Origin of the sequence: Chryseobacterium sp. GM_Chr_2, from assembly GCF_026540445.1 — a bacterium.
Taxonomy (GTDB): domain Bacteria; phylum Bacteroidota; class Bacteroidia; order Flavobacteriales; family Weeksellaceae; genus Chryseobacterium.
On sequence record NZ_JALNUD010000003.1, the window covers coordinates 75,946 to 96,889 of the forward strand.

Here is a 20,944-nt window from a genome sequence, read left to right on the forward strand (position 1 = left end):
CAAATAATCAACACATTATATTTTTAATTTTAATCAAATTATAATGTTATTCTTACTCTTTTCTAATCTCGTTTAGAAAATTGACTTTTATTAAATCGTACAAAGAATGCCTGCTTACAAGAAGTGAAGCAATAGAAGAGACCATGCCGCCAAGCATCAAATGGAAAATTAAAGAATGCCTGTCCGTCATTTCCAAAACAATGATCGCGGATGTAAACGGAGCGCGTGTGATTCCTGTTAAAAAAGCAACCATTCCGGCTAAAACAACAACATTGGTTTCATTTTGAGTTAAATTGATAAACCCTGAAATTACAGAACCAATACTTGCCCCAGCCGTTAAAGCCGGTGCGAAAATTCCGCCTGCGCCACCAGAAGTAAAAGATAAGGCAGGACCCAACATTCTTAAAATAGGAACATACCATTCTTCGTGTTTATTTTTCGTGAAAAGTACGCGTTCCATAATCTCCTTTCCTGAACCCAAAATCTCCTGATTAATAAAATAAGCAATAGAAGCTATAATTAAAGCACTTACAATTAAAAAAGCGACATTTGCTTTATCGGTTTTAAGATTTCTTTTCTTCCAATCATTCATTTTCAGCATGGTTACGGAAAGCTGACTTGCCATAATTCCCGCAATTCCAGCCACTAAAATAATAGGAAACATTACCATTAGCGAAACGTCATTGGTTTTTGGATAACCTAAATATAAATATGAGCCCGCCAAAGTTTGTGCTGTTAAACCTGCAATAATAACCGCAGTAAACAATGCCGTTTTAAAGTAATTGATATGTGTTTTTGAAAGTTCTTCAACCGCAAATACAATTCCGCCTAAAGGAGTGTTGAAGGCTGCTGCCAATCCGGCTGCCGCACCCGTCATAATCATGTTTTTCTTAGATATTTTCGGCCACCATTCGGGAAGATATTCGTTTACTTTTCTGAAAACCGATCCTGCAATCTGAATGGTAGGTCCTTCACGACCCACCGCTCCTCCGCCAATCACTAAAACAACGGAAGAAATGATTTTAAAAACAATAATTTTTAAGCTTAATAAGCTTCGGATTTTTCTGTGTTCCTTCGGATTTGCCAATTCTACAGCCGCCATCACCTGCGGAATTCCGCTTCCTTTGGCGTTTGGGGCAAATTCTTTCACCAGCCACCACGAAAGCACGAAACCAATAGGAGCGATAATGAAAATCATCCATGCGTGCCAGTTTAAAATAAAATGTAACAGATTTTCGCCCCAAGCAAATATTTTAGCATACATCACGGCGACAAATCCTGTAATGACAGAACCGATCCAAAAAGGAATAGCCTGAAGCAAATTAAGCTTCAATTGTTCGTTGCGGATATTATCGAAGGATTTTTTAAGACTTCTTCGAATGAGGGTGAAAATTTTCAACATTTGCTAATTTTGAGGTGCGAAAATACGGTTAAATTATCAATCTTCTAATCTGTGTTCTGATTTATCATTCATCAAACTGATTTATAATTAGTTTAAAATTCAATTTTAAATATTCATCAGTTCTGTTTTAAAGATAAAATTATTTACTCAAAATCTGCAAATAAAAATCCCAACTTTTGTTGAGATTAATTTTATAGACTTTTTGAATTTTTTGGAAATCACAAAGACTCAAAGAAATAGTAAAAAGAATTGTTTTAAGGCATAAAGATTTTATCGAAGATAAAATTTTAAACTCCATATTTTGTAATAAACATTTAGTATTAGAAATGTCGCAATGAGCCTGGCGAAGTGCTTTAAACCTTTGTTTTCTAACAAAGCTTTAATTCTTTTTCATCAAATCCTGTATTTTAGTAATCATACTTGTCGCATTATTATTGTCAGGATTCAATTCTAAAGATTTTTTATAATTTTCTAACGCCAAATTATAGTTTTTGGTTGAAAAATAACCTTCACCCAAACTGTCAAAAGCGTTTGCCGATAGAGGATTTTCTTTAGTATTTAATGCAAAAACTTTTACCGCTTCATCAATTCTTGCATTCCTTAACAAGATATATCCGATGTTATTCAAAGTACCTTCAAAATTCCATTTTGGATCTTTTGATTTAATAGAGTAGTAATTCTTTTCTGCATTTGGATTGTTCGGTTTTGCAAATTCATTAATGATAGATTCTTCGGCTAAAGAATAATCATCGGTTAAATTTTTATTGATTATCGCCGCGATATGATTTACGATTTGATATTGCGCAGGGAAAAAATTATATCCGTTCGACATCATCACAATGGCCATATTATTTTGTGGAAAAATTCTGTAAGCGCTTACATTTCCGCCAGAAAAACCATAAGACGGAATATTATTCGCTTTGCTGATTTCCCAGCCGTATGCGAAAACATCTTTTTTATTTCCATATTCAAACGGTTGCCACATCATATCTTTTGTTTTTTGATTGAGGAAATCGTTTTTGCTTAAATGACTGCTCCATTTCAAAAATGCGGGTAGAGTAATGGCAATTCCGTTTCCCGGAAAAGCTTTTTTTCCTTCAACATCTTTAGATTTTTCATATTTTTTCGTTTCGGAATTGTAATTATACTTTATAACACGATTCGGAATTTTTTCAAGAGCATTTGATGAATAAACAACTTGATTTTTTGCATCAGAAAATTGATTATTTAGAATAAAATTTTCGAAAGATTGTCCCGTAATTTTTTCAATAATCATTGAAAGAAGCATATAATTCGTTTGATTATATCTGAATTCGTTTTCCGTTGTAAAATCCATTTTCTCTTTGCTCAAACGTTCAATGGTTTTAGAACTTGAATATTCAGGTAAAATATCATTGAAAGCCACAAAATCCGGCATTCCTGAAGAATGAGTCAGGAGATTCTTTACTTTCACATTTTGCCAGTCTTTTGGAAGATTTTCCACATACTTTGAAACATTGTCTTCTAAGGATAATTTTCCCTGTTCAATCAATTGAAAAATGCCAACATTAGTCATTAATTTTGAAGTAGAATAAATCCTAAACATTGAACTCTGACTTACTTTTTTGAAACCCTCCGAGTTTTCCGTTCCATAATATTGCTCAAAAATGATTTTGCCATCTTTTATAACGCCAATCGCCAAACCTGGAATTTGATTCGTTTTAATAGCTTCTTTCACATAATTATCAATTAATTTAAACTGATTGGTTTGTTGCGAAAAAGCAGTGGCAGAAATATGCAAAGCGAAAGCGGTAAGAAGAATTTGTTTCATATTTTGAGGATATTATTTCTTATTTTATTGTAAGACAGTTGAAAAACGTATTCTATTACATGGTTTGTTTGAATTTGGATAAAATGTTACAAATTTTTTCAAACAAAAAAAACCTCCGAAAAATTTCGAAGGTTTTGTATTGTAAAGATGTTTTGGCAAGCTCAACATGACAATTGTATCATTTATCGCTTATTATTCCATTCATCATTTATACAATCAGCAGTAAATAAAATTACTCATTGCTAATTAATTATTACTTATATTTCTGTGTTCAGATCCCAGTTTTCAAGGTAATCGTGAACGTGCTTCAACATCATTCCACCAAGAGAACCGTCTACCACTCTGTGATCGTAAGAGTGAGACATGAACATTAGGTTTCTGATCGCAATTACATCTCCGTCAGCTGTTTCAAGAACCGCCGGTTTTTTAACGATAGCTCCGATTGCTAAAATAGCAACCTGAGGTTGAGGAATAATCGGTGTTCCCATTAGGTTTCCGAAACTTCCTACGTTAGAAATTGTATATGTTGCACCCTGAGTATCTTCAGGTCTCAATTTTTTATTTCTTGCTCTGTATGCCAAATCGTTGATCGCTTTTGCCAATCCTGAAAGTGACAACTGATCTGCATTTTTAATTACAGGAACGATCAAATTTCCGTCTGGTAAAGCAGTTGCCATACCGATGTTGATATTTTTCTTTTTAATGATATTTTCTCCACTGATGGAAACATTAATCATTGGGAAATCTTGAATCGCTTTTACAACCGCTTTCACGAAAATAGGCATGAACGTTAGTTTTTCACCTTCACGTTTTTCAAAAACAGCTTTGTTTTTATTTCTCCATTTTACCACGTTGGTTACGTCTGTTTCAATGAAAGAAGTAACGTGCGGAGCAATTTGCTTAGCTTTCACCATGTTTTCAGCGATGATCTTTCTCATTCTGTCCATCGGAATGATCTCATCACCTGCAGCAGCGGTAATGGTAGCTGCCGGAGCCGAAGTAGCAACTGGTTTAGAAACTGCCGGAGCAGCTTGTGGAGCTGGCTGGTTTCCTCTGTTGCTTACGTAAGCTAAAATATCTTCTTTGGTAATTCTTCCTTCTAAACCGCTACCTTTGATAGATTTAAGTTCAGTTTCAGAAATATTTTCCTGTTGTGCGATTGATTTTACAAGCGGAGACAAATAAAGATCTCCCGAAAACTCTGTAGAAGCAGCAACTTGTAATGGCTGTTCAATTGTTTTCAATGTTTCAGCGTCTGGCGTAGTAACCGGAGTTTCAGCTTTTACTTCTTCTGTTGCTGTATTTCCACCTTCACCTTCAATTTCTAAAATAGCAATGGCTTCACCTACTTTTGCAACTTCGTCCTTCTGCTTCAAAATCTTTACAATTTTCCCCGAAACTGGTGTCGGAACGTCTGAATCTACCTTATCTGTTGCAATTTCTACTACGGAATCATCTTCCTTTACACTATCGCCTTCGTTGAACAACCAAGTGATAATTGTCGCTTCCATAACACCTTCTCCCATGGAAGGAAGCAATAATTTGTATTCTGCCATTTTTAATTTTTAGATTTTGACAAATATATAAAAAAAATCGATTTTTTTATGAAATATTAAATTTTACGAAAATTCAACGTAAATATTTTCTCCCACGTTCATTCCAAATAGAGATTTGGCGCCGTTCTTTTTACTTCCTTTATAGATCGTTAGCTCCAAAAGCTGACTGTCATTGAAGATTGCTGCCGATTGCCCGTGGAATTCGGTTTCCCGATCCCAATCTGAAACCACTTCGGTATGGCTAGAAAATACTTTTGAAACCGCCAGATTTCTAAATTTTATCGTGAAATTTTCATATCCTTTGTTTATTGTTTCAAAAAATTCTTTGCCAATATTTGATATTATATTTCCGAAATTATCAATATAAGTCACTTCCCCGATAATCATCTTTTCAGACTCATTATAAACGGGTTTAGGGAATAAAAGCTGTTTTGCGGAATCTATTTTTCTGCCGATCACTTCGGGAAGTCCGCCATTAGCCAAATGTACGGCAGCAGGTACGAAAACGTCCGTGGAAGTAAAGTTTACAATATCGTCGAATCTGTTGTTTAATGTAATTTCATAAATGGCTTCAGGTTTAATATCAAAAAAAATTAAACTTAAAAGTCCGTTGTCTGCCGAAATAAAGTAATGTCCGGCCGATTTATATACAATATTTTTCCTTGATTTATGTTGAAAACTATCAACGGAAAGGATATGAATGGTGCCTTTCGGAAAATGTTTATAGGCATTTCGTACGATGTACGACGTCTGTACAAGGTTGAAAGCCTGAATATCGTGAGTAATATCAACAATATTAACCTTCTGGTTTAGAGACAGAATGCTGCCCTTCAAAGCGGCCACTCTGTAGTCTAAATTTCCGAAATCTGAAGTAAGGGTAATAATTGACATTTGTAGTTTTAAGAATATTTAGAATAATCGAATACTGCAAATTTATCTAAAATAAAAAGAAAGCCCGAAATATTATGGAAAAGAATTTGATATAAATTTCAAAAAAAGCTTTAAATTTAAAATCTAAAAATAAAAATACTGCATGTTTGAATTAACATATGATTTGGAAGATATCGATGCGAAAATCTTCTATGGAGTTAATAACCAATATTTCAATTTAATAAAATCAAGCTTTCCGACGCTTAAAATTACCGGAAGAGATCACTACATCTTCGCGATGGGCAATCAGGAAGCTTTAGACATATTTAAAAATAAACTTGATGATATCGTAAAATTTATTTCTAAAAATAATTCTATCGACCTGAAAGACGTTGAAAATATTCTAAATCTTAAAGATGAGAATGAAAAACAGTTAGTTTTCGATCAGGATATTATCGTAAAAGGGGTAAATGGTAAAATTATTAAAGCTAAAACCACCAATCTTAAAAAATTAGTAAAAGAAACTGAGAAAAAAGATATGGTTTTTGCCATTGGACCTGCAGGAACGGGAAAAACATATACGAGTGTGGCATTGGCTGCAAAAGCTTTAAGGGACAAATCGGTAAAAAGGATTGTGCTTACCAGACCTGCGGTAGAAGCAGGGGAGAGTTTAGGATTTTTGCCGGGAGATTTGAAAGAGAAACTAGATCCGTATTTACAGCCTTTGTATGATGCGCTTCGTGATATGATTCCGCATGAAAAACTGGAAGGTTTTATCGAGAAAAAAGTAATTGAGGTAGCTCCGCTGGCTTTTATGAGAGGTAGAACCCTGGATGATGCTTTTGTAATTTTAGATGAAGCTCAAAATACGACACATTCTCAAATGAAAATGTTTTTAACGAGAATGGGAATGAATGCAAAATTTATCATTACGGGAGATCCAAGTCAGGTAGATTTACCGCCAAAACAACAATCCGGATTAAAAGAAGCGATGAGAATTTTGAAAGATGTAAAAGAGATAGGATTTGTTCACTTAACTGAAGAAGATGTTGTGAGACACCCTGTGGTAAGAAAAATTATTCTTGCTTACAACGATGAGGATAAGAGACAACGAAACGATTAGTAAATATACTTTTAACGAATAAAAAAACGGAATCAAATGATGTTTGATTCCGTTTTTGCTTTTATAGCGGTACTTTGAAGTGATAAATTAAATAAAATTAATTTTAACATTTTTATTTTGTTAAAATTTGTTAAATCTAAAATTAATGTTTAGATTTGCGCTCATTTTAATTAAAAACTAATACTATGAAGAAAATTTTACTAGTTGCAGCAGTTGCTGTTATGGGGATTTCGACACAGGCTCAGGAATTCAGATTCGGGCCAAAAGCTGGATATTCTTTTTCCACTTTAAAATATAAAGATACTGAAGACCCAATCAGCTCAGATCCAATGCATACTTTTTATGTTGGAGGTATGGCAGAATATAAAATCAGTGATAAATTCGGTGTTCAGGGAGAAGTTCTTTATTCGCCACTTGGAGGAAAGTCCAAATACAACGATGAGGAGGATTTCGGTGGTTTTAAAACAAAAACTACATTAGGAACAGTATTGGTTCCGGTTTCCGCAAAATATTTCATTACAGAAGGTTTTTCAATCTCTGCTGGTGCAAGTTTCGGTGTTATTTTGTCTGCTAAGGCAAAAGCTGTTTATGACGGTGGTTTAAACATTCCAGGTTTAGAATTGGAAGGTGATAATGATGAAGATGTGAAAGATCTTTATAAGAAACTGAATATCGCTCCATTTATCGGTGTAGAATATATGTTGGAAAACGGATTATTCTTCGACGCAAAATATAACTACGGTATTTCGGATCTTGCAAAAGAATCAGGATTTGGAAAAGTACACAATAGCTTTGCGCAAATTGGTGTAGGTTTCAAATTTGGTAATAACTAAAGTTTTACTGTTATAAAAAACATGAGCGAGGCAATATTTGCCTCGCTTTTTTATGAATCATATGAAAATTTTATATTAAGAAGAATTAATTTTAACATAATTTAAAGATAAAAGGCAATAGTTTTAACCAGAATTTAGCCTTAAATTAAGATTTAATAAAGTAAACGTTTTTCAACTACTGTTGAAAAATTGTAGTTTTTTTTATTAAAATATTGAGAAAAAGTCAAAGCGCTTTATTTAATACGCTTTATTGTCGAAAATTGCCAATATTCATCAATGATATTAATCACATTAACAAATTTTAATATTCGCGGGTACCACTGTAATTTTGTCCTCAGAAAGTATTAAAATTTTTTAAAAATGAAAAAAGTATTATTAGCGGGTGCTATTGCACTTTTCGGTTTATCAAACGCTCAAATCGCTAAAGGAACTACATATTTATCAGGTACTGTAAACTTTGCAGCTAGCGAAGATAACAATACAAACGTTAAAACAAACGATCTTAAATTAGTTCCTACTGTAGGATATTTCGTTGGTACTAACTTAGCAGTTGGTGTAGGTGTTGGTTATGCTTCTAATGTTGAAAAAACAGAAACAGCTATTGTAAACACTAAAAACACAATTTCTGCATTTGTAGTTGAGCCTTTCGTAAGAAAGTACTGGACTTTAGGTGAGAAATTCTACATCTTCGGTCAACTTTCTGTGCCTATGGCATTCGGAAGCGATAAAGGTGAGAACAATCTTACTAACACTTCAAACAAAGAAACTTTCAACTCTTTCGGAGTTTCTGTGAAGCCAGGTTTAGATTATTTCTTGAACAAAAACTGGACTCTTGAAGCTACTATCGGTGACTTCGGATACAGCAACTTCAAGTACAAAGATGCTAAAAGCGTAGATAACTATAACTTCGGTCTTGACTTAGCGTCAGTAGGAATTGGTGTTAAATATGTTTTTGCTAAATAATAAACAAAGCATATAAGCTGAAAAAGCTAAAAGTCCTGAGATTTTTTCTTGGGACTTTTCTCCATATAAAAACTAAATTTAAACCATGAAAATACATTTCTTATTATCTCACTTTTCTTGCTTTCGAAGATTCAAATTCACAGCGTTAAAATCTGTGTTTTCATAGAAAATTATCTATTTCATAGGTTGAAAATACGTTTTCGCTAAATAAATCAAAAAAAATACGAATGCTTTATTATTAAATTTTAAAGCATTCAATGACAAAAATATTTAAAACTAATACATGAAAAAGTTATTACTAGCAGGTGCTGTGGCATTGTTTGGTTTGTCAAACGCTCAGATCAACAGGGGAGCAGTTTATATTTCCGGACAGGTAAATTATTCTAAAAACGAAAATAAAAATACCAACGAAAGTACACAGGAATTTAAAGCATTACCAAGTGTAGGTGTTTTCGTAGCGCCTAATTTAGCTGTGGGGGCAAGCTGGGGATTTTCTCACAGTAAAAAAACATACAGTCAATTATATATGAATGGAAGCTATGTTTCAGAGTTTGAATTTATACGTAAAGAACCTGCTTTCACTATCGCTCCTTTTGTAAGAAAATACTGGACTTTATCTGATAAATTATATTTCTTCGGACAGTTGGAAATTCCTGTAAAATTGGGTAAAACAGAAATTGAGGCAAATTCTAAAACAACTGATGTGGCTTATGGTTATATGTATGAGGATACTCAGAATATGGAATATAAATTTGCTTCTGTCGGAGTGAATATCAAGCCTGGATTAGACTATTTTATCAATAAAAACTGGTCTATTGAAGCTACAATAGGAGAGTTTGGATATGATCGTTTTAAATATGAAGATTTTGATAACGCGACCAGCAATTATAAGTTCGGATTCAATCTTTCTTCAGTTTCTTTTGGGGTAAAATACATCATCAATAAAAAAGAAAATAAACAGTAAAATATAAACAAATTAATACTTTAAATTTTTTAACTATGAAAAAATTATTATTAGCTGGTGCTGTAGCGCTTTTCGGATTGTCAAACGCGCAAATGACTAAAGGAGATTGGGTAATCAGTGGAAACACAGGATTAGGATTTAATGCTCAAAGCTCTACAGTGAAAGCTAACGGAGAGTCTAATGATGGGCCTAAAATTTCTAACTTTTCTATTACGCCTTCTGTAGGGTATTTCGTAATCGACGGTTTGGCTGTAGGAATTGATTTAGGATTCAACAGTAATACAAACAAGTTCGACGGCGATAAATTAACAAATACTACATTTTCTGTAATGCCGACTGCAACGTATTATTTCAATACAGGAAGCAAACTTTTCCCATTCGTAGGAGCAGGTATCGGGTATGCTACTTATAAAGAAAAATACAGTCTTTCTTCTGGGGCTGCTTTTAATGCAGACTCTACAAACGATGGTTTAACGTGGAAGGCTAAAGCTGGTGTAACATATATGGCTACACAGTCTTTAGGAATCAATTTAGGACTTGGTTTTGATCAGTTCTACACTAAGAATACCGTTCTTAATACAGAGGTTAAAACAACAAGAAATAACTTCGGTGTAAACGTAGGTTTCTCTTATTTCATCAAAGCTAAAGCTCAGAAATCTGATAAATAATCTGATTATTTTAAAGATAAAAACGAAAAAACCGACTCAAAACTGAGTCGGTTTATTATTTTGAAATGACAATTAAATTAGCTTAAAACCATTCTTTTTGGTTTTGAACATAAGTTCTGTCGAATTCTTCATCAGATTTTGTTAAATAGATGATTCCTTCAATAAAGCCAACAATTCCGGCAGCTCCACACGTTACCACGCCTAGGATCAACTGAATAATTCCAGCTTTTGTGTAGCCAAGATAAAACTTGTGAATTGCTAGAGATCCTAATAAAATCCCTAAAATCCCTGCAGCCAACTTTTTTTCAGACCTGTAAGGCATTCCCTGATTATTGTTGTAATTGTAATTTTCCTGCTTCTCGTTAATTTCCATAGTGTAATATTTTAAAAATGTTTATTTGGTGTGTTGTGTTTGGGTTGCTTATTTGCCGAACATTCCGCCCATTCCAGGCATATTTGGCATTTTGCTCATCATTTGCATCATTTGTTTCCCTTGAGGGCCTTGCATCATCTTCATCATTTTACCCATCTGGTCGAATTGCTTCATCAATTGGTTTACGTCTTCAATTTTTCTTCCCGCACCTTTAGCAATTCTGTTTTTTCTTTGTGTATTGATAATCGAAGGTCTTCTTCTTTCATCCGGAGTCATAGAATGGATGATCGCTTCAATGTGTTTGAAGGCATCATCGCTGATTTCCACATCTTTAATGGCTTTTCCAACACCAGGAATCATTCCCATCAAATCCTTCATGTTACCCATCTTTTTGATTTGGTTGATTTGCTTTAAGAAATCATCAAAACCAAACTCGTTTTTAGCGATTTTCTTGTGAAGTTTTTTCGCTTCCTCTTCATCAAACTGCTCCTGAGCTCTTTCTACCAAGGAAACAACGTCTCCCATTCCCAAGATTCTGTCTGCCATTCTTTCAGGGTAGAAAAGGTCTAAAGCTTCCATTTTTTCCCCTGTAGAGATGAATTTAATTGGTTTTTCAACCACAGAACGAATCGTTAAAGCAGCTCCACCACGAGTATCACCGTCTAATTTCGTTAAAACAACCCCGTCAAAATTCAACGTATCATTGAACGCTTTTGCAGTATTCACCGCATCCTGTCCCGTCATTGAATCTACAACGAAAAGCGTTTCATTAGGCGTAATGACAGAGTGAACGGTTTTAATTTCCTTCATCATCTGCTCATCGATCGCCAAACGACCAGCTGTATCCACGATTACTACATCGTGACCGTTAGCTTTAGCAAAATTAATGGCATTTTGAGAGATGCTTGAAGGATCCATAGAACCTTCTTCTGTGAAAACAGGAACCCCGATTTGTCCACCCAAAACTTTTAGCTGATCGATCGCAGCCGGACGATAAACGTCACACGCTACTAAAAGAGGTTTTTTATTTCTTTTTGTCTTTAAATAATTCGCTAATTTTCCTGAGAAAGTAGTCTTACCAGAACCTTGAAGACCTGCAATTAAAATTACAGAAGGTTTTCCTGAAAGGTTGATTCCTTCCTGAGAACCACCCATTAAATCTACCAATTCGTCGTGAACGATTTTCGTCATCAACTGCCCTGGTGTAAGCGATGTAAGAACGTCTTGTCCTAATGCTTTATCCTGAACTCTTTTAGTAAGATCTTTGGCAACTTTATAGTTAACATCGGCGTCTACCAATGCTCTACGAATTTCTTTTACGGTTTCCGCAACGTTGATCTCGGTGATTTTTCCACGCCCGGAAATATTATGAAGTGCTTTGTCTAATTTATCCTGTAAACTATTAAACATACTATTATATATATTATATGGTTTGCAAAAGTAACAATTTTCTCTTTAATACGCCTAATGTGATTTGTTATTAAAAAGTTATATGTTAAAATAGTTGGAAGCAGGACGCTGGAGGCGGGAAGTTTTAGCATAGGTGAAATACTTCAAAGGTTGTAATTCTTCGATTTAATTACTGTAAAGGTTTTTTACCTCCATGAACCTACCGCTTTCAACCATCTCACACACTTGGCTCTTTTTACTTCTTACTTTTAATTTAAAATGCTTCCCCATTTTTATTTCCTACCATATATATAAGGATATTAATAAATTTTGGTAGTTTTGCAGCCAATGGAAAAGGCTACAATTGTTTTTAAAGGACTCGGATTATTTTTATTGTTGTCCGCGGTATTATTTGCTTCGCAATATCTGTTAATGGAGAATGGAATTTTAAATCTTAATTTCAAAATTCATTTTCTGATGTTTTTTATTACGTTCATCGGTTTGTTAACGATTTTAATCGTTTTTGCCCTAGAAAAAAAGAATATCATAGGATTTATTTTTCTTGGATTTGTTGTTTTTAAATTTTTTGCGATGGGATACATCGTACTTTTCCAGAAGGATTTTAGGCTAAATATCGTGCCCTACTTCATTATATACTGGATTTACCTTATAATAGAAGTTTTTTTTGTTCTTAGGCTGGTGAAAAAACAAGACTAATATCATGTCATAATAAATTAAAGAATTACTAATAATAGAATATAATTTTATATTTTTGCAAAAATTTTAGAAATAGAATCTAGTTATGAGTTTTAAAAAACTGTTAATCGTCCTGCATCTAATTGTTTTCTGCTTCGGCTTTGCGGAAACACATGAAGGAAGTACGGAAACCGTAAAAGAGGAAAAGTACAATCCTGTTCCATTTATTATGCACCATATTTCAGATGCACATAATTGGCATCTTTGGGGTGAAGGTCACAATTCTGTAGGAATTTCTTTGCCTGTCATTTTATGGGATAATGGGTTGAAAGTTTTCAGTTCAGAAAAATTCGGACACGAGGAGGAGAATGTTGCAGAAGTGGATGGTAAGTTTTACAAAGTATTCCACAACAAAATCTACTCGACAGATGCAAACGGAACGTTGGATATGCACGAAGGGCACCCAACAAATGATGTTCCTTTAGACTTCTCTATTACTAAAGTTGTTGCACAAATGTTATTGGCTGCAGTGATCTTATTAATTATTGGTCTTGCTTCAGCTTCAAGTTATAAAAAATCTCAGGTTCCTTCAGGAGTAGCTAAGTTTATCGAGCCGATCGTAGTTTTCGTAAGAGACGAGATTGCTCTTCAAAACATCGGATCTGTAAGATACCAGAAATATGTACCTTATTTGGTTACTTTATTTTTGTTCATCTGGGTTCTTAACATCTTAGGATTACTTCCAGGAGCAGCAAATACAACAGGTAATATTGCTTTCACAATGGTTTTAGCGGTATTCACTTTACTAATTGTGAATTTAAGCGGTAGAAAAACATATTGGATGCACATGTTTGATCCACTAGGGAGCAACATGCCTTTCGCAGGAAAGATCTTGGTTTACATTATCTTGGTTCCTGTAGAATTATTAGGAATTATTACTAAGCCTTTCGCATTGATGATTCGTCTTTTTGCTAACATGACGGCTGGGCACATCATCATCATGAGTTTGATCGCATTGATCTTCATCATGCAAACGTATGCTATTACTCCGGTATCATTAGGTTTATCATTATTCATCTATATATTAGAGGTATTGGTAGCAGCATTACAGGCTTATATCTTTACCATGTTAACAGCATTGTTTATCGGATCTGCGGTTGAGGAGCCTCACCACGATCACCACTAAAAAAGAGACAAAAAACAAATTAAGAAATAAAATAACTTTTTAAATATATAATATTATGACAGGTAGTATCGCAGCAATCGGAGCTGGTTTAGCAGTTCTTGGTGTAGGATTGGGAATTGGTAAAATTGGTGGTAGCGCAATGGAAGGTATTGCAAGACAACCAGAGCAATCAGGAAAAATCCAAACTGCAATGATTATCGCAGCGGCTCTTATCGAGGGTGCTGGTCTATTCGGTATCGTAGTAGCATTACTAGGAAACGGATAGTAAACAAACAGAATTCTACAAACGGTTGGTTTGTAGAATTCTTTTAAAAAAGTTAAAACAAATTAAAAATAATAATTGAATATAAAATGGACTTATTAACTCCTTCAATTGGTAATATTTTCTGGACAGCTGTAGTATTTTTATTACTAGTGGTTCTTCTTAAATCTTTAGCATGGAAGCCTATTCTTAGCGCTGTTAAAACAAGAGAAGACAATATTCAGGATGCTCTTAACCAGGCTAAATTGGCTAAAAAAGAAATGGAAGATCTTAAAGCTGACAACGAAAGAATTATGCGTGAGGCTAAGATCGAAAGAGATGCTATCCTAAAAGAAGCTAGAGAGATCAAAGACAGAATCGTAGGTGAAGCTAAAGATGCTGCAAAAGCTGAAGGAGAAAAATTGATCGAAGCGGCAAGACAATCTATCAATGCTGAGAAAAATGCTGCTATGGCAGACATCAAAACTACAATTGGTACTTTATCTGTAAACATCGCAGAATCTATCTTGAAGCAAAAGCTTGATAACAGCGAGGCTCAAAACGAATTAGTTCAAAATTATATAAACAAATCTAACCTTAACTAAGAATGCTTACATCTAAAGTAGCTAAAAGATACGCACAAGGTTTACTTGATTTTACAAACGAATCAGGGCAAACGGCTACTGTATTTTCTGAAATGAAAGATGTGGTGAAGATCATGAACGAATCTAAAGATTTGAACAGATTTTTTCTTACGCCTTACATCGATTCTAAAAAGAAAGTAGAAGTAGCAAACGAAATATTTAAAGGTTTATCTGTTTCTTCTCAGAATTTAATCACACTTGTTATTAAGCAAGGTCGTGAAAATCAACTGAAGAATATTGCTCAGGAATTCATCAATAAAGTGGAAGACATCAATGGTGTTAAAAGAATTACTTTAACAACTGCGACTGAACTGACAAAGGAGAATATCGAGCAGATTTTAAAATCTACTAGCTTAGTAAAAGCAGATGCTAATTTTGATCTTACAGTGAATGTAAACCCTTCGATTTTAGGAGGATACATTCTAAGAGTAGGAGACCAGCAGGTAGATGCTTCTGTGAAAGCGAAATTAAACCAAGTGAAAAAAGATTTTCAATTAAATTAAGAAAAAAACAACCATACAATGGCAGAAATAAATCCGGCAGAAGTATCTGCGATCTTAAAACAGCAATTGGCCAACTTCGATACTCAATCAAACGTTGAGGAAGTAGGTACAGTTTTAACCATCGGTGATGGTATTGCTCGTGTATACGGGTTAGAAAATGTACAATACGGTGAGTTGGTGAAGTTTGCTAGCGATGTAGAAGGTATTGTACTAAACCTTGAAGAAGACAACGTAGGTGTTGCTTTATTAGGTGAAAGTAAATTAGTAAAAGAAGGAGATACAGTAAGAAGAACAAACAGAATCTCTTCTATTAAAGTAGGAGAAGGAATGTTAGGTAGAGTAGTAGATACTCTTGGTAACCCTATCGATGGTAAAGGTCCTATTACTGGGGATTTATATGAAATGCCATTAGAAAGAAAAGCCCCCGGAGTTATCTTCAGACAACCTGTAACTGAACCTTTGCAAACAGGTATTGTTGCCATCGACGCGATGATTCCGGTAGGAAGAGGTCAGAGAGAGCTTATCATCGGTGACAGACAGACTGGTAAAACTACTGTTGCGATCGATACGATTATCAACCAGAAAGAATTCTTTGATGCAGGGAAGCCTGTATATTGTATATATGTTGCTATCGGTCAGAAGGCTTCTACTGTAGCACAAATCGTTAAAACGCTTTCTGATAAAGGAGCTTTGGCATATACTGTAATCGTTGCGGCTAACGCATCAGATCCAGTTCCAATGCAGGTATATTCTGCAATGGCAGGTGCTTCTATCGGTGAGTTCTTCAGAGACACTGGTAGACCAGCTTTGATCGTTTATGATGATTTATCTAAACAAGCGGTAGCTTACCGTGAGCTTTCTCTACTATTGAGAAGACCACCGGGACGTGAGGCTTATCCTGGAGACGTTTTCTATCTTCACTCAAGATTATTGGAAAGAGCGGCAAAAGTAATCGCTGATGATAAAATTGCTAGCCAAATGAATGATTTACCAGAATCTTTAAAGCCAATCGTAAAAGGTGGCGGTTCATTAACGGCACTTCCAATTATTGAAACTCAGGCGGGTGACGTTTCTGCGTATATCCCAACTAACGTAATCTCTATTACAGACGGACAGATATTCTTAGAGTCTGATCTATTCAACTCAGGGGTTCGTCCTGCGATCAACGTAGGTATCTCTGTATCGAGAGTAGGAGGTAATGCTCAGATCAAATCAATGAAAAAAGTATCTGGTACTCTTAAATTAGACCAGGCTCAGTATAAAGAACTAGAAGCGTTCGCGAAATTCGGTTCAGACCTTGATGCTTCTACTTTAGCAGTAATTTCTAAAGGAGAAAGAAACGTAGAAATCCTTAAGCAGCCGGTAAATGCACCACTTCCTGTAGACAGTCAGGTAGCAATGGTATATGCCGGAACAGAAAACTTAATGAGAAATGTTCCTATCAAAAAAGTAAAAGAATTCCAGGTAGAATATATCGAGTTCCTAAGATCTAAGCACCCAGAAACAATGGCTGCTATTAAAGCTGGAAAAATCGATAACGATATTACTAGCGTTCTTAAGCAGGCTGCTAACGATTTAGCTGCAAAATATAACTAAAAAATTCAATGTTTAAGGTTTAGAATTCAATGTTTTAAACCTTAAACTTTAGACCTTAAACCTTGAACCACAATTAATGGCAAACTTAAAAGAAATACGAGGTAGAATATCGTCAATTTCATCTACGATGCAGATTACACGTGCTATGAAAATGGTTTCCGCTGCGAAACTTAAAAAAGCACAGGATGCCATCGTCATGTTGAGACCTTATTCTGAAAAATTGCAGGAATTGATCGAGAATGTAAATTCTAGCTCAGATCCTGATCAGGTTTCTGTTTATGCTCAAAAAAGAGAGGTTAAAAGAGTACTTTTCATCGCTGTTACTTCAAACAGAGGTTTGGCGGGAGCTTTCAACTCATCGATTGTAAAAGAGCTTAATATCCAGTTTCAGAACAATGCTCAATACGAGGTAGAAGTTCTTCCAATTGGTAAAAAAGCTTTCGATGCAGTAAGAAAAACACGTACTGTATATGCTAACGCAAGTTCAGTTTTTGATAATTTGAACTTTGATGCAGTAGCACACGTTACAGAAGGTGTTATGAAAAGCTTTACTGAAGGTAAATTTGATGAAGTATATGTTATTTACAATAAATTCGTCAATGCTGCCACTCAGGAAGTAACTACAGAAAAACTTCTTCCTATTTCTATGGAAGAGGTAGATACTACAGAACCTCAAGTAGAGACAGATTATATTTTTGAGCCAAATAAAGCGGAAATCTTAGATAATTTGATTCCGAAATCTATTAAAACTCAGGTTTTCAAAGCGATCTTAGATTCAGTTGCATCTGAACACGGAGCGAGGATGACTGCAATGCACAAAGCAACAGACAACGCGCAGGCCTTGAAAAATGATCTTGTGATCTTCTACAACAAAGCAAGACAGGCTGCTATTACAAACGAGATCTTAGAGATCGTTTCCGGAGCAGAAGCCTTGAAAAATTCGTAAGAAATTACATTTTTAACAAAATATTAAAAGCATTGGGTATCTCAATGCTTTTTTTGTTATTTTTATTTTGTATATCTTTGTAAGAATAAATTATATAATTTCTAAATGGACTCGGACATAGTCAGGCTTTTGCTAGCCTTATTACTTGTTTTACTTAATGGCTTTTTCGTAGCCGCAGAATTTTCAATTGTTAAAGTTCGTTATTCTCAAATCCAATTAAAAGCAGCCGAAGGTAACTCTATGGCGAAGCAGGCAGAGCATATCATTAAGCATCTTGATGAATACCTGTCGGCAACGCAGTTGGGGATTACATTGGCTTCACTAGCCTTAGGTTGGGTAGGAGAAAGCGCCTTACACCACGTTGTGGAAAGTATTTTTCATTCTCTGAATGTAGAGATGGCTCAAACAACGATTACAACAATTTCAGTTGTTGTAAGTTTTGTATTAATTACAGTAATGCACATTGTTTTTGGGGAATTAATTCCAAAATCAATCGCAATCAGAAAATCAGAATCTACTACAATGGCTACAGCAGTGCCGTTGAGAGTTTTCTATACTGTTTTCAAACCATTTATCTGGTTGATGAACCTTATGTCGAACGGATTTTTAAGATTAATTAAAATTCACCCGGCTTCCGAACAGGAAATTCACTCTACTGAAGAATTGCAGTTGTTGGTAAAACAAAGTGCAGACAGTGGAGAAATTGAAGAGGAAAACTATGAGATCATTAAAAATGCCTTTGATTTTACGGATCATTCGGCAAAGCAGATCATGGTTCCTCGTCAGAATATTACGTCAATCGATTTTGAAGAAGATATCAACGAGATCATCAACAAAATCATGGAAAGTGGATATTCCCGTATTCCGGTATACGTAGATTCTATCGATAATGTGATTGGTATTTTATACACGAAAGAGATCATTAGAGAATTTGTAAAGAGAAAGGGTGAACTGAATCACGAAGATCTTAAAGAACTGATGCGTGATGCCTTTTTCGTAGTTGGAAGTAAAAAAATCTCGGATCTATTGAAGATTTTCCAGCAGAAGAAGCAGCATTTAGCGATTGTTATTGATGAATTTGGTGGAACGGAAGGGATCATTACTCTTGAAGATATTTTAGAGGAATTAGTAGGTGAAATTCAGGATGAAGAAGACGATGAAGAGAAAATTGTTGATAAGATTGCCGAAAATACCTATTGGGTGCAGGCAACTCAGCCTTTGGATGAGATCAACGAATTTTTACCTAAAAAATTACCGCTTTCAGAGGAAAGTGAGTACAATTCATTAGCCGGATTTATTCTTCACGCATTGGAAGATATTCCTGAAGAAAATCAGGAGTTTGACATGGAAAATTATCATTTCAAGATCTTGAAAATGAATAATAAAAGCGTTGAGCTTGTGGAATTGGTGTATGAAGCGCCAAATAATATCAATGATTTAGCCGAAAAAATAGGCGAAGTTTAAAAGAATTAAGAAAAATGATTTTTTATAACAGTATAAAAGATTACGACAATCCGAAACGTCAGTATGAAGAAGAAGTGTTGGTGCTTGACGATACGGATGAAGTGTATAAGTTGGTTTTGCATAATGATGATATTCATACTTTTGATTTTGTGATCGATTGTTTGATCGAAATTTGCAAGCATACATTAGAACAGGCCGAGCAATGTACCATGTTGGTGCATTACAAAGGCAAATGCACAGTAAAAACAGGCTCTTTAGATGTTTTGAAACCTATGCATGAAAGACTTATTTCAAGAGAATTAACAAGCGAAATAGTATAACAGAATCCGGCAGTAATGTCGGATTTTTTTATTAAAATTAAAATTTTTACCGTCTTTTATAAGTGAAACGGCTTAGTGAACCTAAAAAAATAATCATTTAAAACTCAGTAGACTTTGTGTTCAAAAAAATCATTGCTATCATTTGGTGAGCAAAGCGCCCTTGCGAACGAAAAATATTCACTGTGCTAAATGATTTTCTTAGCGATCTCAGCGTTAAAAAGAAAAATATAGGAGGCCTAACAGATGAAAATTTTAGTTTAAAAAAGTACGTATCTTACTGTATCCTTTTTCCAGCTTTTAAATAAAATAGTATATTTGTAAAAACTATAAAGAAACAAATAAGAATGCTTGTAATAGGAATTGCAGGAGGTACAGGATCCGGCAAAACTACGGTTGTTGACAAGATACTTCAACAGCTTGATATCGAAGGAATGAATATCCTTTCTCAGGATAATTATTATCATGATAATCATAATCTTACGCTTACAGAAAGAGAAGCTTTAAATTATGATCACCCAAAATCCATCGATTTTGATTTGTTGATACAGCATGTAAAAGCGTTGAAAAACAACGAACCCATTGAACAGCCTATTTACAGCTTTGTAACCCATGGTAGAACAGGAGATCACGTTACTGTAGAGCCAAGAAATGTATTGGTGGTAGAAGGAATTTTGGTTCTTACCAACAAAGAATTGCTAAAGGAATTTGATTTAAAAGTATTCGTACATGCCGATTCAGATGAGAGGTTAATCCGAAGGATCAGGCGAGATACACAAGACAGGGGAAGAGATTTGGGTGAAGTTTTACACCGTTATCAAACCACGTTGAAGCCTATGCATCAGGAATTTATCGAACCTTCTAAAAACGAAGCTGATTTAATTATTCCCAACATGCGACAAAATTCCGTAGCGATTGATTTTTTAACAACTGTTATTAAAAATTCGTTGAGAAAACATTAAAATGAAAGAAAACAAACTTATTAAAGACATCCAGCCAAAGTCTGAGACTTTCAAAATTATTCAGAAATACGTTTTGAATAAATACACCATTACTATCGGTATGTTTCTGGTCTGGATGATTTTCTTTGATAAAACTTCGTTTTTGGTAATCAATGAGCTGAATGGCGAGATTAACAAATACGAAGAACAACTTCAATATTATAAAACTGAATACGAAAAAAATGATACGTTTTATAAAAAATTGATGAACAATAAATCTGAAAAAGAAAAATACGCAAGAGAAAATTATTTCATGAAAAAGCCGGATGAGGAAATCTTTATTCTGGTAGTAGACAGTACGAAGGTGGCGAAAAAATAATTTGAAAGTGAAAAGTGAATAGTCAATTCGCTTCGCTTGTTAATTTTTTAAATGTAAATCATAAACGTAAAATGTCAATA

At 34.6% G+C, this 20,944-nt stretch carries 21 protein-coding genes; 15 read left to right on the forward strand and 6 right to left on the reverse strand.

Features of this window, described 5'->3' with window-relative positions; genetic code table 11:
* Positions 1-52: 52 nt before the first annotated feature.
* The 4 genes from OXQ85_RS05895 to OXQ85_RS05910 all read right to left on the reverse strand — a co-directional run bounded on the left by OXQ85_RS05895 (position 53) and on the right by OXQ85_RS05910 (position 5,659).
* On the reverse strand, positions 53-1,402 hold the full coding sequence (locus tag OXQ85_RS05895) for a chloride channel protein (protein ID WP_267402895.1): 1,350 nt from the start codon (positions 1,400-1,402) through the stop codon (positions 53-55).
* 379 nt (positions 1,403-1,781) lie between these two features.
* Positions 1,782-3,212: a beta-lactamase family protein gene (locus OXQ85_RS05900; protein WP_267402896.1), complete on the reverse strand. Its 1,431-nt coding sequence runs from the start codon at positions 3,210-3,212 to the stop codon at positions 1,782-1,784.
* Between the two features lie 257 nt (positions 3,213-3,469).
* The gene (locus OXQ85_RS05905) at positions 3,470-4,768 is read right to left on the reverse strand and encodes a dihydrolipoamide acetyltransferase family protein (RefSeq protein ID WP_267402897.1); all 1,299 of its coding nucleotides are present in this window, start codon (positions 4,766-4,768) and stop codon (positions 3,470-3,472) included.
* Between the two features lie 63 nt (positions 4,769-4,831).
* Complete coding sequence (locus OXQ85_RS05910; RefSeq protein WP_267402898.1) at positions 4,832-5,659, reverse strand: SAM-dependent chlorinase/fluorinase; 828 nt, start codon at positions 5,657-5,659, stop codon at positions 4,832-4,834.
* Between the two features lie 142 nt (positions 5,660-5,801).
* Between OXQ85_RS05910 and OXQ85_RS05915 the strand changes: the two genes are divergently transcribed.
* The 5 genes from OXQ85_RS05915 to OXQ85_RS05935 all read left to right on the forward strand — a co-directional run bounded on the left by OXQ85_RS05915 (position 5,802) and on the right by OXQ85_RS05935 (position 10,189).
* Positions 5,802-6,761, forward strand: coding sequence for a PhoH family protein (locus tag OXQ85_RS05915; protein ID WP_267402899.1), 960 nt, complete (start codon positions 5,802-5,804; stop codon positions 6,759-6,761).
* A 185-nt stretch (positions 6,762-6,946) separates the two neighbouring features.
* The gene (locus OXQ85_RS05920) at positions 6,947-7,594 is read left to right on the forward strand and encodes a porin family protein (RefSeq protein ID WP_267402900.1); all 648 of its coding nucleotides are present in this window, start codon (positions 6,947-6,949) and stop codon (positions 7,592-7,594) included.
* A 360-nt stretch (positions 7,595-7,954) separates the two neighbouring features.
* Positions 7,955-8,557 carry an outer membrane beta-barrel protein gene (locus OXQ85_RS05925; RefSeq protein WP_267402901.1) on the forward strand — a complete coding sequence of 201 codons (603 nt, stop codon included), beginning with the start codon at positions 7,955-7,957 and terminating at the stop codon, positions 8,555-8,557.
* A 283-nt stretch (positions 8,558-8,840) separates the two neighbouring features.
* Entirely contained in the window at positions 8,841-9,521 is a 681-nt protein-coding gene (locus OXQ85_RS05930) for a DUF3575 domain-containing protein (protein ID WP_267402902.1), read from the forward strand.
* A gap of 35 nt (positions 9,522-9,556) precedes the next feature.
* On the forward strand, positions 9,557-10,189 hold the full coding sequence (locus tag OXQ85_RS05935) for an OmpW family outer membrane protein (RefSeq protein WP_267402903.1): 633 nt from the start codon (positions 9,557-9,559) through the stop codon (positions 10,187-10,189).
* An 82-nt stretch (positions 10,190-10,271) separates the two neighbouring features.
* On the opposite strand, the gene OXQ85_RS05940 is transcribed toward OXQ85_RS05935, so the two are convergent.
* Both OXQ85_RS05940 and ffh read right to left on the reverse strand, forming a co-directional pair.
* Positions 10,272-10,511, reverse strand: coding sequence for a TM2 domain-containing protein (locus OXQ85_RS05940; protein WP_267403248.1), 240 nt, complete (start codon positions 10,509-10,511; stop codon positions 10,272-10,274).
* 99 nt (positions 10,512-10,610) lie between these two features.
* On the reverse strand, positions 10,611-11,972 hold the full coding sequence (gene ffh / locus OXQ85_RS05945) for a signal recognition particle protein (protein ID WP_267402904.1): 1,362 nt from the start codon (positions 11,970-11,972) through the stop codon (positions 10,611-10,613).
* 781 nt (positions 11,973-12,753) lie between these two features.
* On the opposite strand from ffh, the gene atpB reads away from it, so the two are divergent.
* The 10 genes from atpB to OXQ85_RS05995 all read left to right on the forward strand — a co-directional run bounded on the left by atpB (position 12,754) and on the right by OXQ85_RS05995 (position 20,864).
* On the forward strand, positions 12,754-13,833 hold the full coding sequence (gene atpB, locus OXQ85_RS05950) for a F0F1 ATP synthase subunit A (RefSeq protein ID WP_267402905.1): 1,080 nt from the start codon (positions 12,754-12,756) through the stop codon (positions 13,831-13,833).
* Between the two features lie 55 nt (positions 13,834-13,888).
* On the forward strand, positions 13,889-14,098 hold the full coding sequence (atpE, locus tag OXQ85_RS05955; RefSeq protein WP_034675836.1) for an ATP synthase F0 subunit C: 210 nt from the start codon (positions 13,889-13,891) through the stop codon (positions 14,096-14,098).
* A gap of 86 nt (positions 14,099-14,184) precedes the next feature.
* On the forward strand, positions 14,185-14,679 hold the full coding sequence (locus OXQ85_RS05960) for a F0F1 ATP synthase subunit B (RefSeq protein WP_267402906.1): 495 nt from the start codon (positions 14,185-14,187) through the stop codon (positions 14,677-14,679).
* Between the two features lie 2 nt (positions 14,680-14,681).
* Positions 14,682-15,221: an ATP synthase F1 subunit delta gene (atpH, locus tag OXQ85_RS05965; RefSeq protein ID WP_267402907.1), complete on the forward strand. Its 540-nt coding sequence runs from the start codon at positions 14,682-14,684 to the stop codon at positions 15,219-15,221.
* An 18-nt stretch (positions 15,222-15,239) separates the two neighbouring features.
* A complete protein-coding gene (atpA, locus tag OXQ85_RS05970) occupies positions 15,240-16,817 on the forward strand; it encodes a F0F1 ATP synthase subunit alpha (protein ID WP_267402908.1) in 1,578 nt (525 codons plus the stop codon).
* A 76-nt stretch (positions 16,818-16,893) separates the two neighbouring features.
* A complete protein-coding gene (gene atpG, locus OXQ85_RS05975; RefSeq protein ID WP_267402909.1) occupies positions 16,894-17,763 on the forward strand; it encodes an ATP synthase F1 subunit gamma in 870 nt (289 codons plus the stop codon).
* A gap of 105 nt (positions 17,764-17,868) precedes the next feature.
* Positions 17,869-19,227 (forward strand): hemolysin family protein, encoded by a 1,359-nt coding sequence (locus tag OXQ85_RS05980; protein ID WP_267402910.1) that lies wholly within the window; start codon positions 17,869-17,871, stop codon positions 19,225-19,227.
* 14 nt (positions 19,228-19,241) lie between these two features.
* On the forward strand, positions 19,242-19,547 hold the full coding sequence (locus OXQ85_RS05985) for an ATP-dependent Clp protease adaptor ClpS (protein WP_267402911.1): 306 nt from the start codon (positions 19,242-19,244) through the stop codon (positions 19,545-19,547).
* A 344-nt stretch (positions 19,548-19,891) separates the two neighbouring features.
* Positions 19,892-20,506: a uridine kinase gene (gene udk / locus OXQ85_RS05990; RefSeq protein WP_267402912.1), complete on the forward strand. Its 615-nt coding sequence runs from the start codon at positions 19,892-19,894 to the stop codon at positions 20,504-20,506.
* Between the two features lies 1 nt (position 20,507).
* Positions 20,508-20,864, forward strand: a complete 357-nt coding sequence (locus OXQ85_RS05995; RefSeq protein ID WP_267402913.1) for a septum formation initiator family protein — start codon at positions 20,508-20,510, stop codon at positions 20,862-20,864.
* The last annotated feature ends 80 nt before the right edge of the window (positions 20,865-20,944 follow it).

What these genes read in the sequence shown, in the direction of transcription:
- OXQ85_RS05895 (WP_267402895.1), bottom strand. Translation starts at nt 1,402, where the DNA reads ATGTTGAAAATTTTCACCCTCATTCGAAGAAGTCTTAAAAAATCCTTC.
- OXQ85_RS05900 (WP_267402896.1), bottom strand. Translation starts at nt 3,212, where the DNA reads ATGAAACAAATTCTTCTTACCGCTTTCGCTTTGCATATTTCTGCCACT.
- OXQ85_RS05905 (WP_267402897.1), bottom strand. Translation starts at nt 4,768, where the DNA reads ATGGCAGAATACAAATTATTGCTTCCTTCCATGGGAGAAGGTGTTATG.
- OXQ85_RS05910 (WP_267402898.1), bottom strand. Translation starts at nt 5,659, where the DNA reads ATGTCAATTATTACCCTTACTTCAGATTTCGGAAATTTAGACTACAGA.
- OXQ85_RS05915 (WP_267402899.1), top strand. Translation starts at nt 5,802, where the DNA reads ATGTTTGAATTAACATATGATTTGGAAGATATCGATGCGAAAATCTTC.
- OXQ85_RS05920 (WP_267402900.1), top strand. Translation starts at nt 6,947, where the DNA reads ATGAAGAAAATTTTACTAGTTGCAGCAGTTGCTGTTATGGGGATTTCG.
- OXQ85_RS05925 (WP_267402901.1), top strand. Translation starts at nt 7,955, where the DNA reads ATGAAAAAAGTATTATTAGCGGGTGCTATTGCACTTTTCGGTTTATCA.
- OXQ85_RS05930 (WP_267402902.1), top strand. Translation starts at nt 8,841, where the DNA reads ATGAAAAAGTTATTACTAGCAGGTGCTGTGGCATTGTTTGGTTTGTCA.
- OXQ85_RS05935 (WP_267402903.1), top strand. Translation starts at nt 9,557, where the DNA reads ATGAAAAAATTATTATTAGCTGGTGCTGTAGCGCTTTTCGGATTGTCA.
- OXQ85_RS05940 (WP_267403248.1), bottom strand. Translation starts at nt 10,511, where the DNA reads ATGCCTTACAGGTCTGAAAAAAAGTTGGCTGCAGGGATTTTAGGGATT.
- ffh (WP_267402904.1), bottom strand. Translation starts at nt 11,972, where the DNA reads ATGTTTAATAGTTTACAGGATAAATTAGACAAAGCACTTCATAATATT.
- atpB (WP_267402905.1), top strand. Translation starts at nt 12,754, where the DNA reads ATGAGTTTTAAAAAACTGTTAATCGTCCTGCATCTAATTGTTTTCTGC.
- atpE (WP_034675836.1), top strand. Translation starts at nt 13,889, where the DNA reads ATGACAGGTAGTATCGCAGCAATCGGAGCTGGTTTAGCAGTTCTTGGT.
- OXQ85_RS05960 (WP_267402906.1), top strand. Translation starts at nt 14,185, where the DNA reads ATGGACTTATTAACTCCTTCAATTGGTAATATTTTCTGGACAGCTGTA.
- atpH (WP_267402907.1), top strand. Translation starts at nt 14,682, where the DNA reads ATGCTTACATCTAAAGTAGCTAAAAGATACGCACAAGGTTTACTTGAT.
- atpA (WP_267402908.1), top strand. Translation starts at nt 15,240, where the DNA reads ATGGCAGAAATAAATCCGGCAGAAGTATCTGCGATCTTAAAACAGCAA.
- atpG (WP_267402909.1), top strand. Translation starts at nt 16,894, where the DNA reads ATGGCAAACTTAAAAGAAATACGAGGTAGAATATCGTCAATTTCATCT.
- OXQ85_RS05980 (WP_267402910.1), top strand. Translation starts at nt 17,869, where the DNA reads ATGGACTCGGACATAGTCAGGCTTTTGCTAGCCTTATTACTTGTTTTA.
- OXQ85_RS05985 (WP_267402911.1), top strand. Translation starts at nt 19,242, where the DNA reads ATGATTTTTTATAACAGTATAAAAGATTACGACAATCCGAAACGTCAG.
- udk (WP_267402912.1), top strand. Translation starts at nt 19,892, where the DNA reads ATGCTTGTAATAGGAATTGCAGGAGGTACAGGATCCGGCAAAACTACG.
- OXQ85_RS05995 (WP_267402913.1), top strand. Translation starts at nt 20,508, where the DNA reads ATGAAAGAAAACAAACTTATTAAAGACATCCAGCCAAAGTCTGAGACT.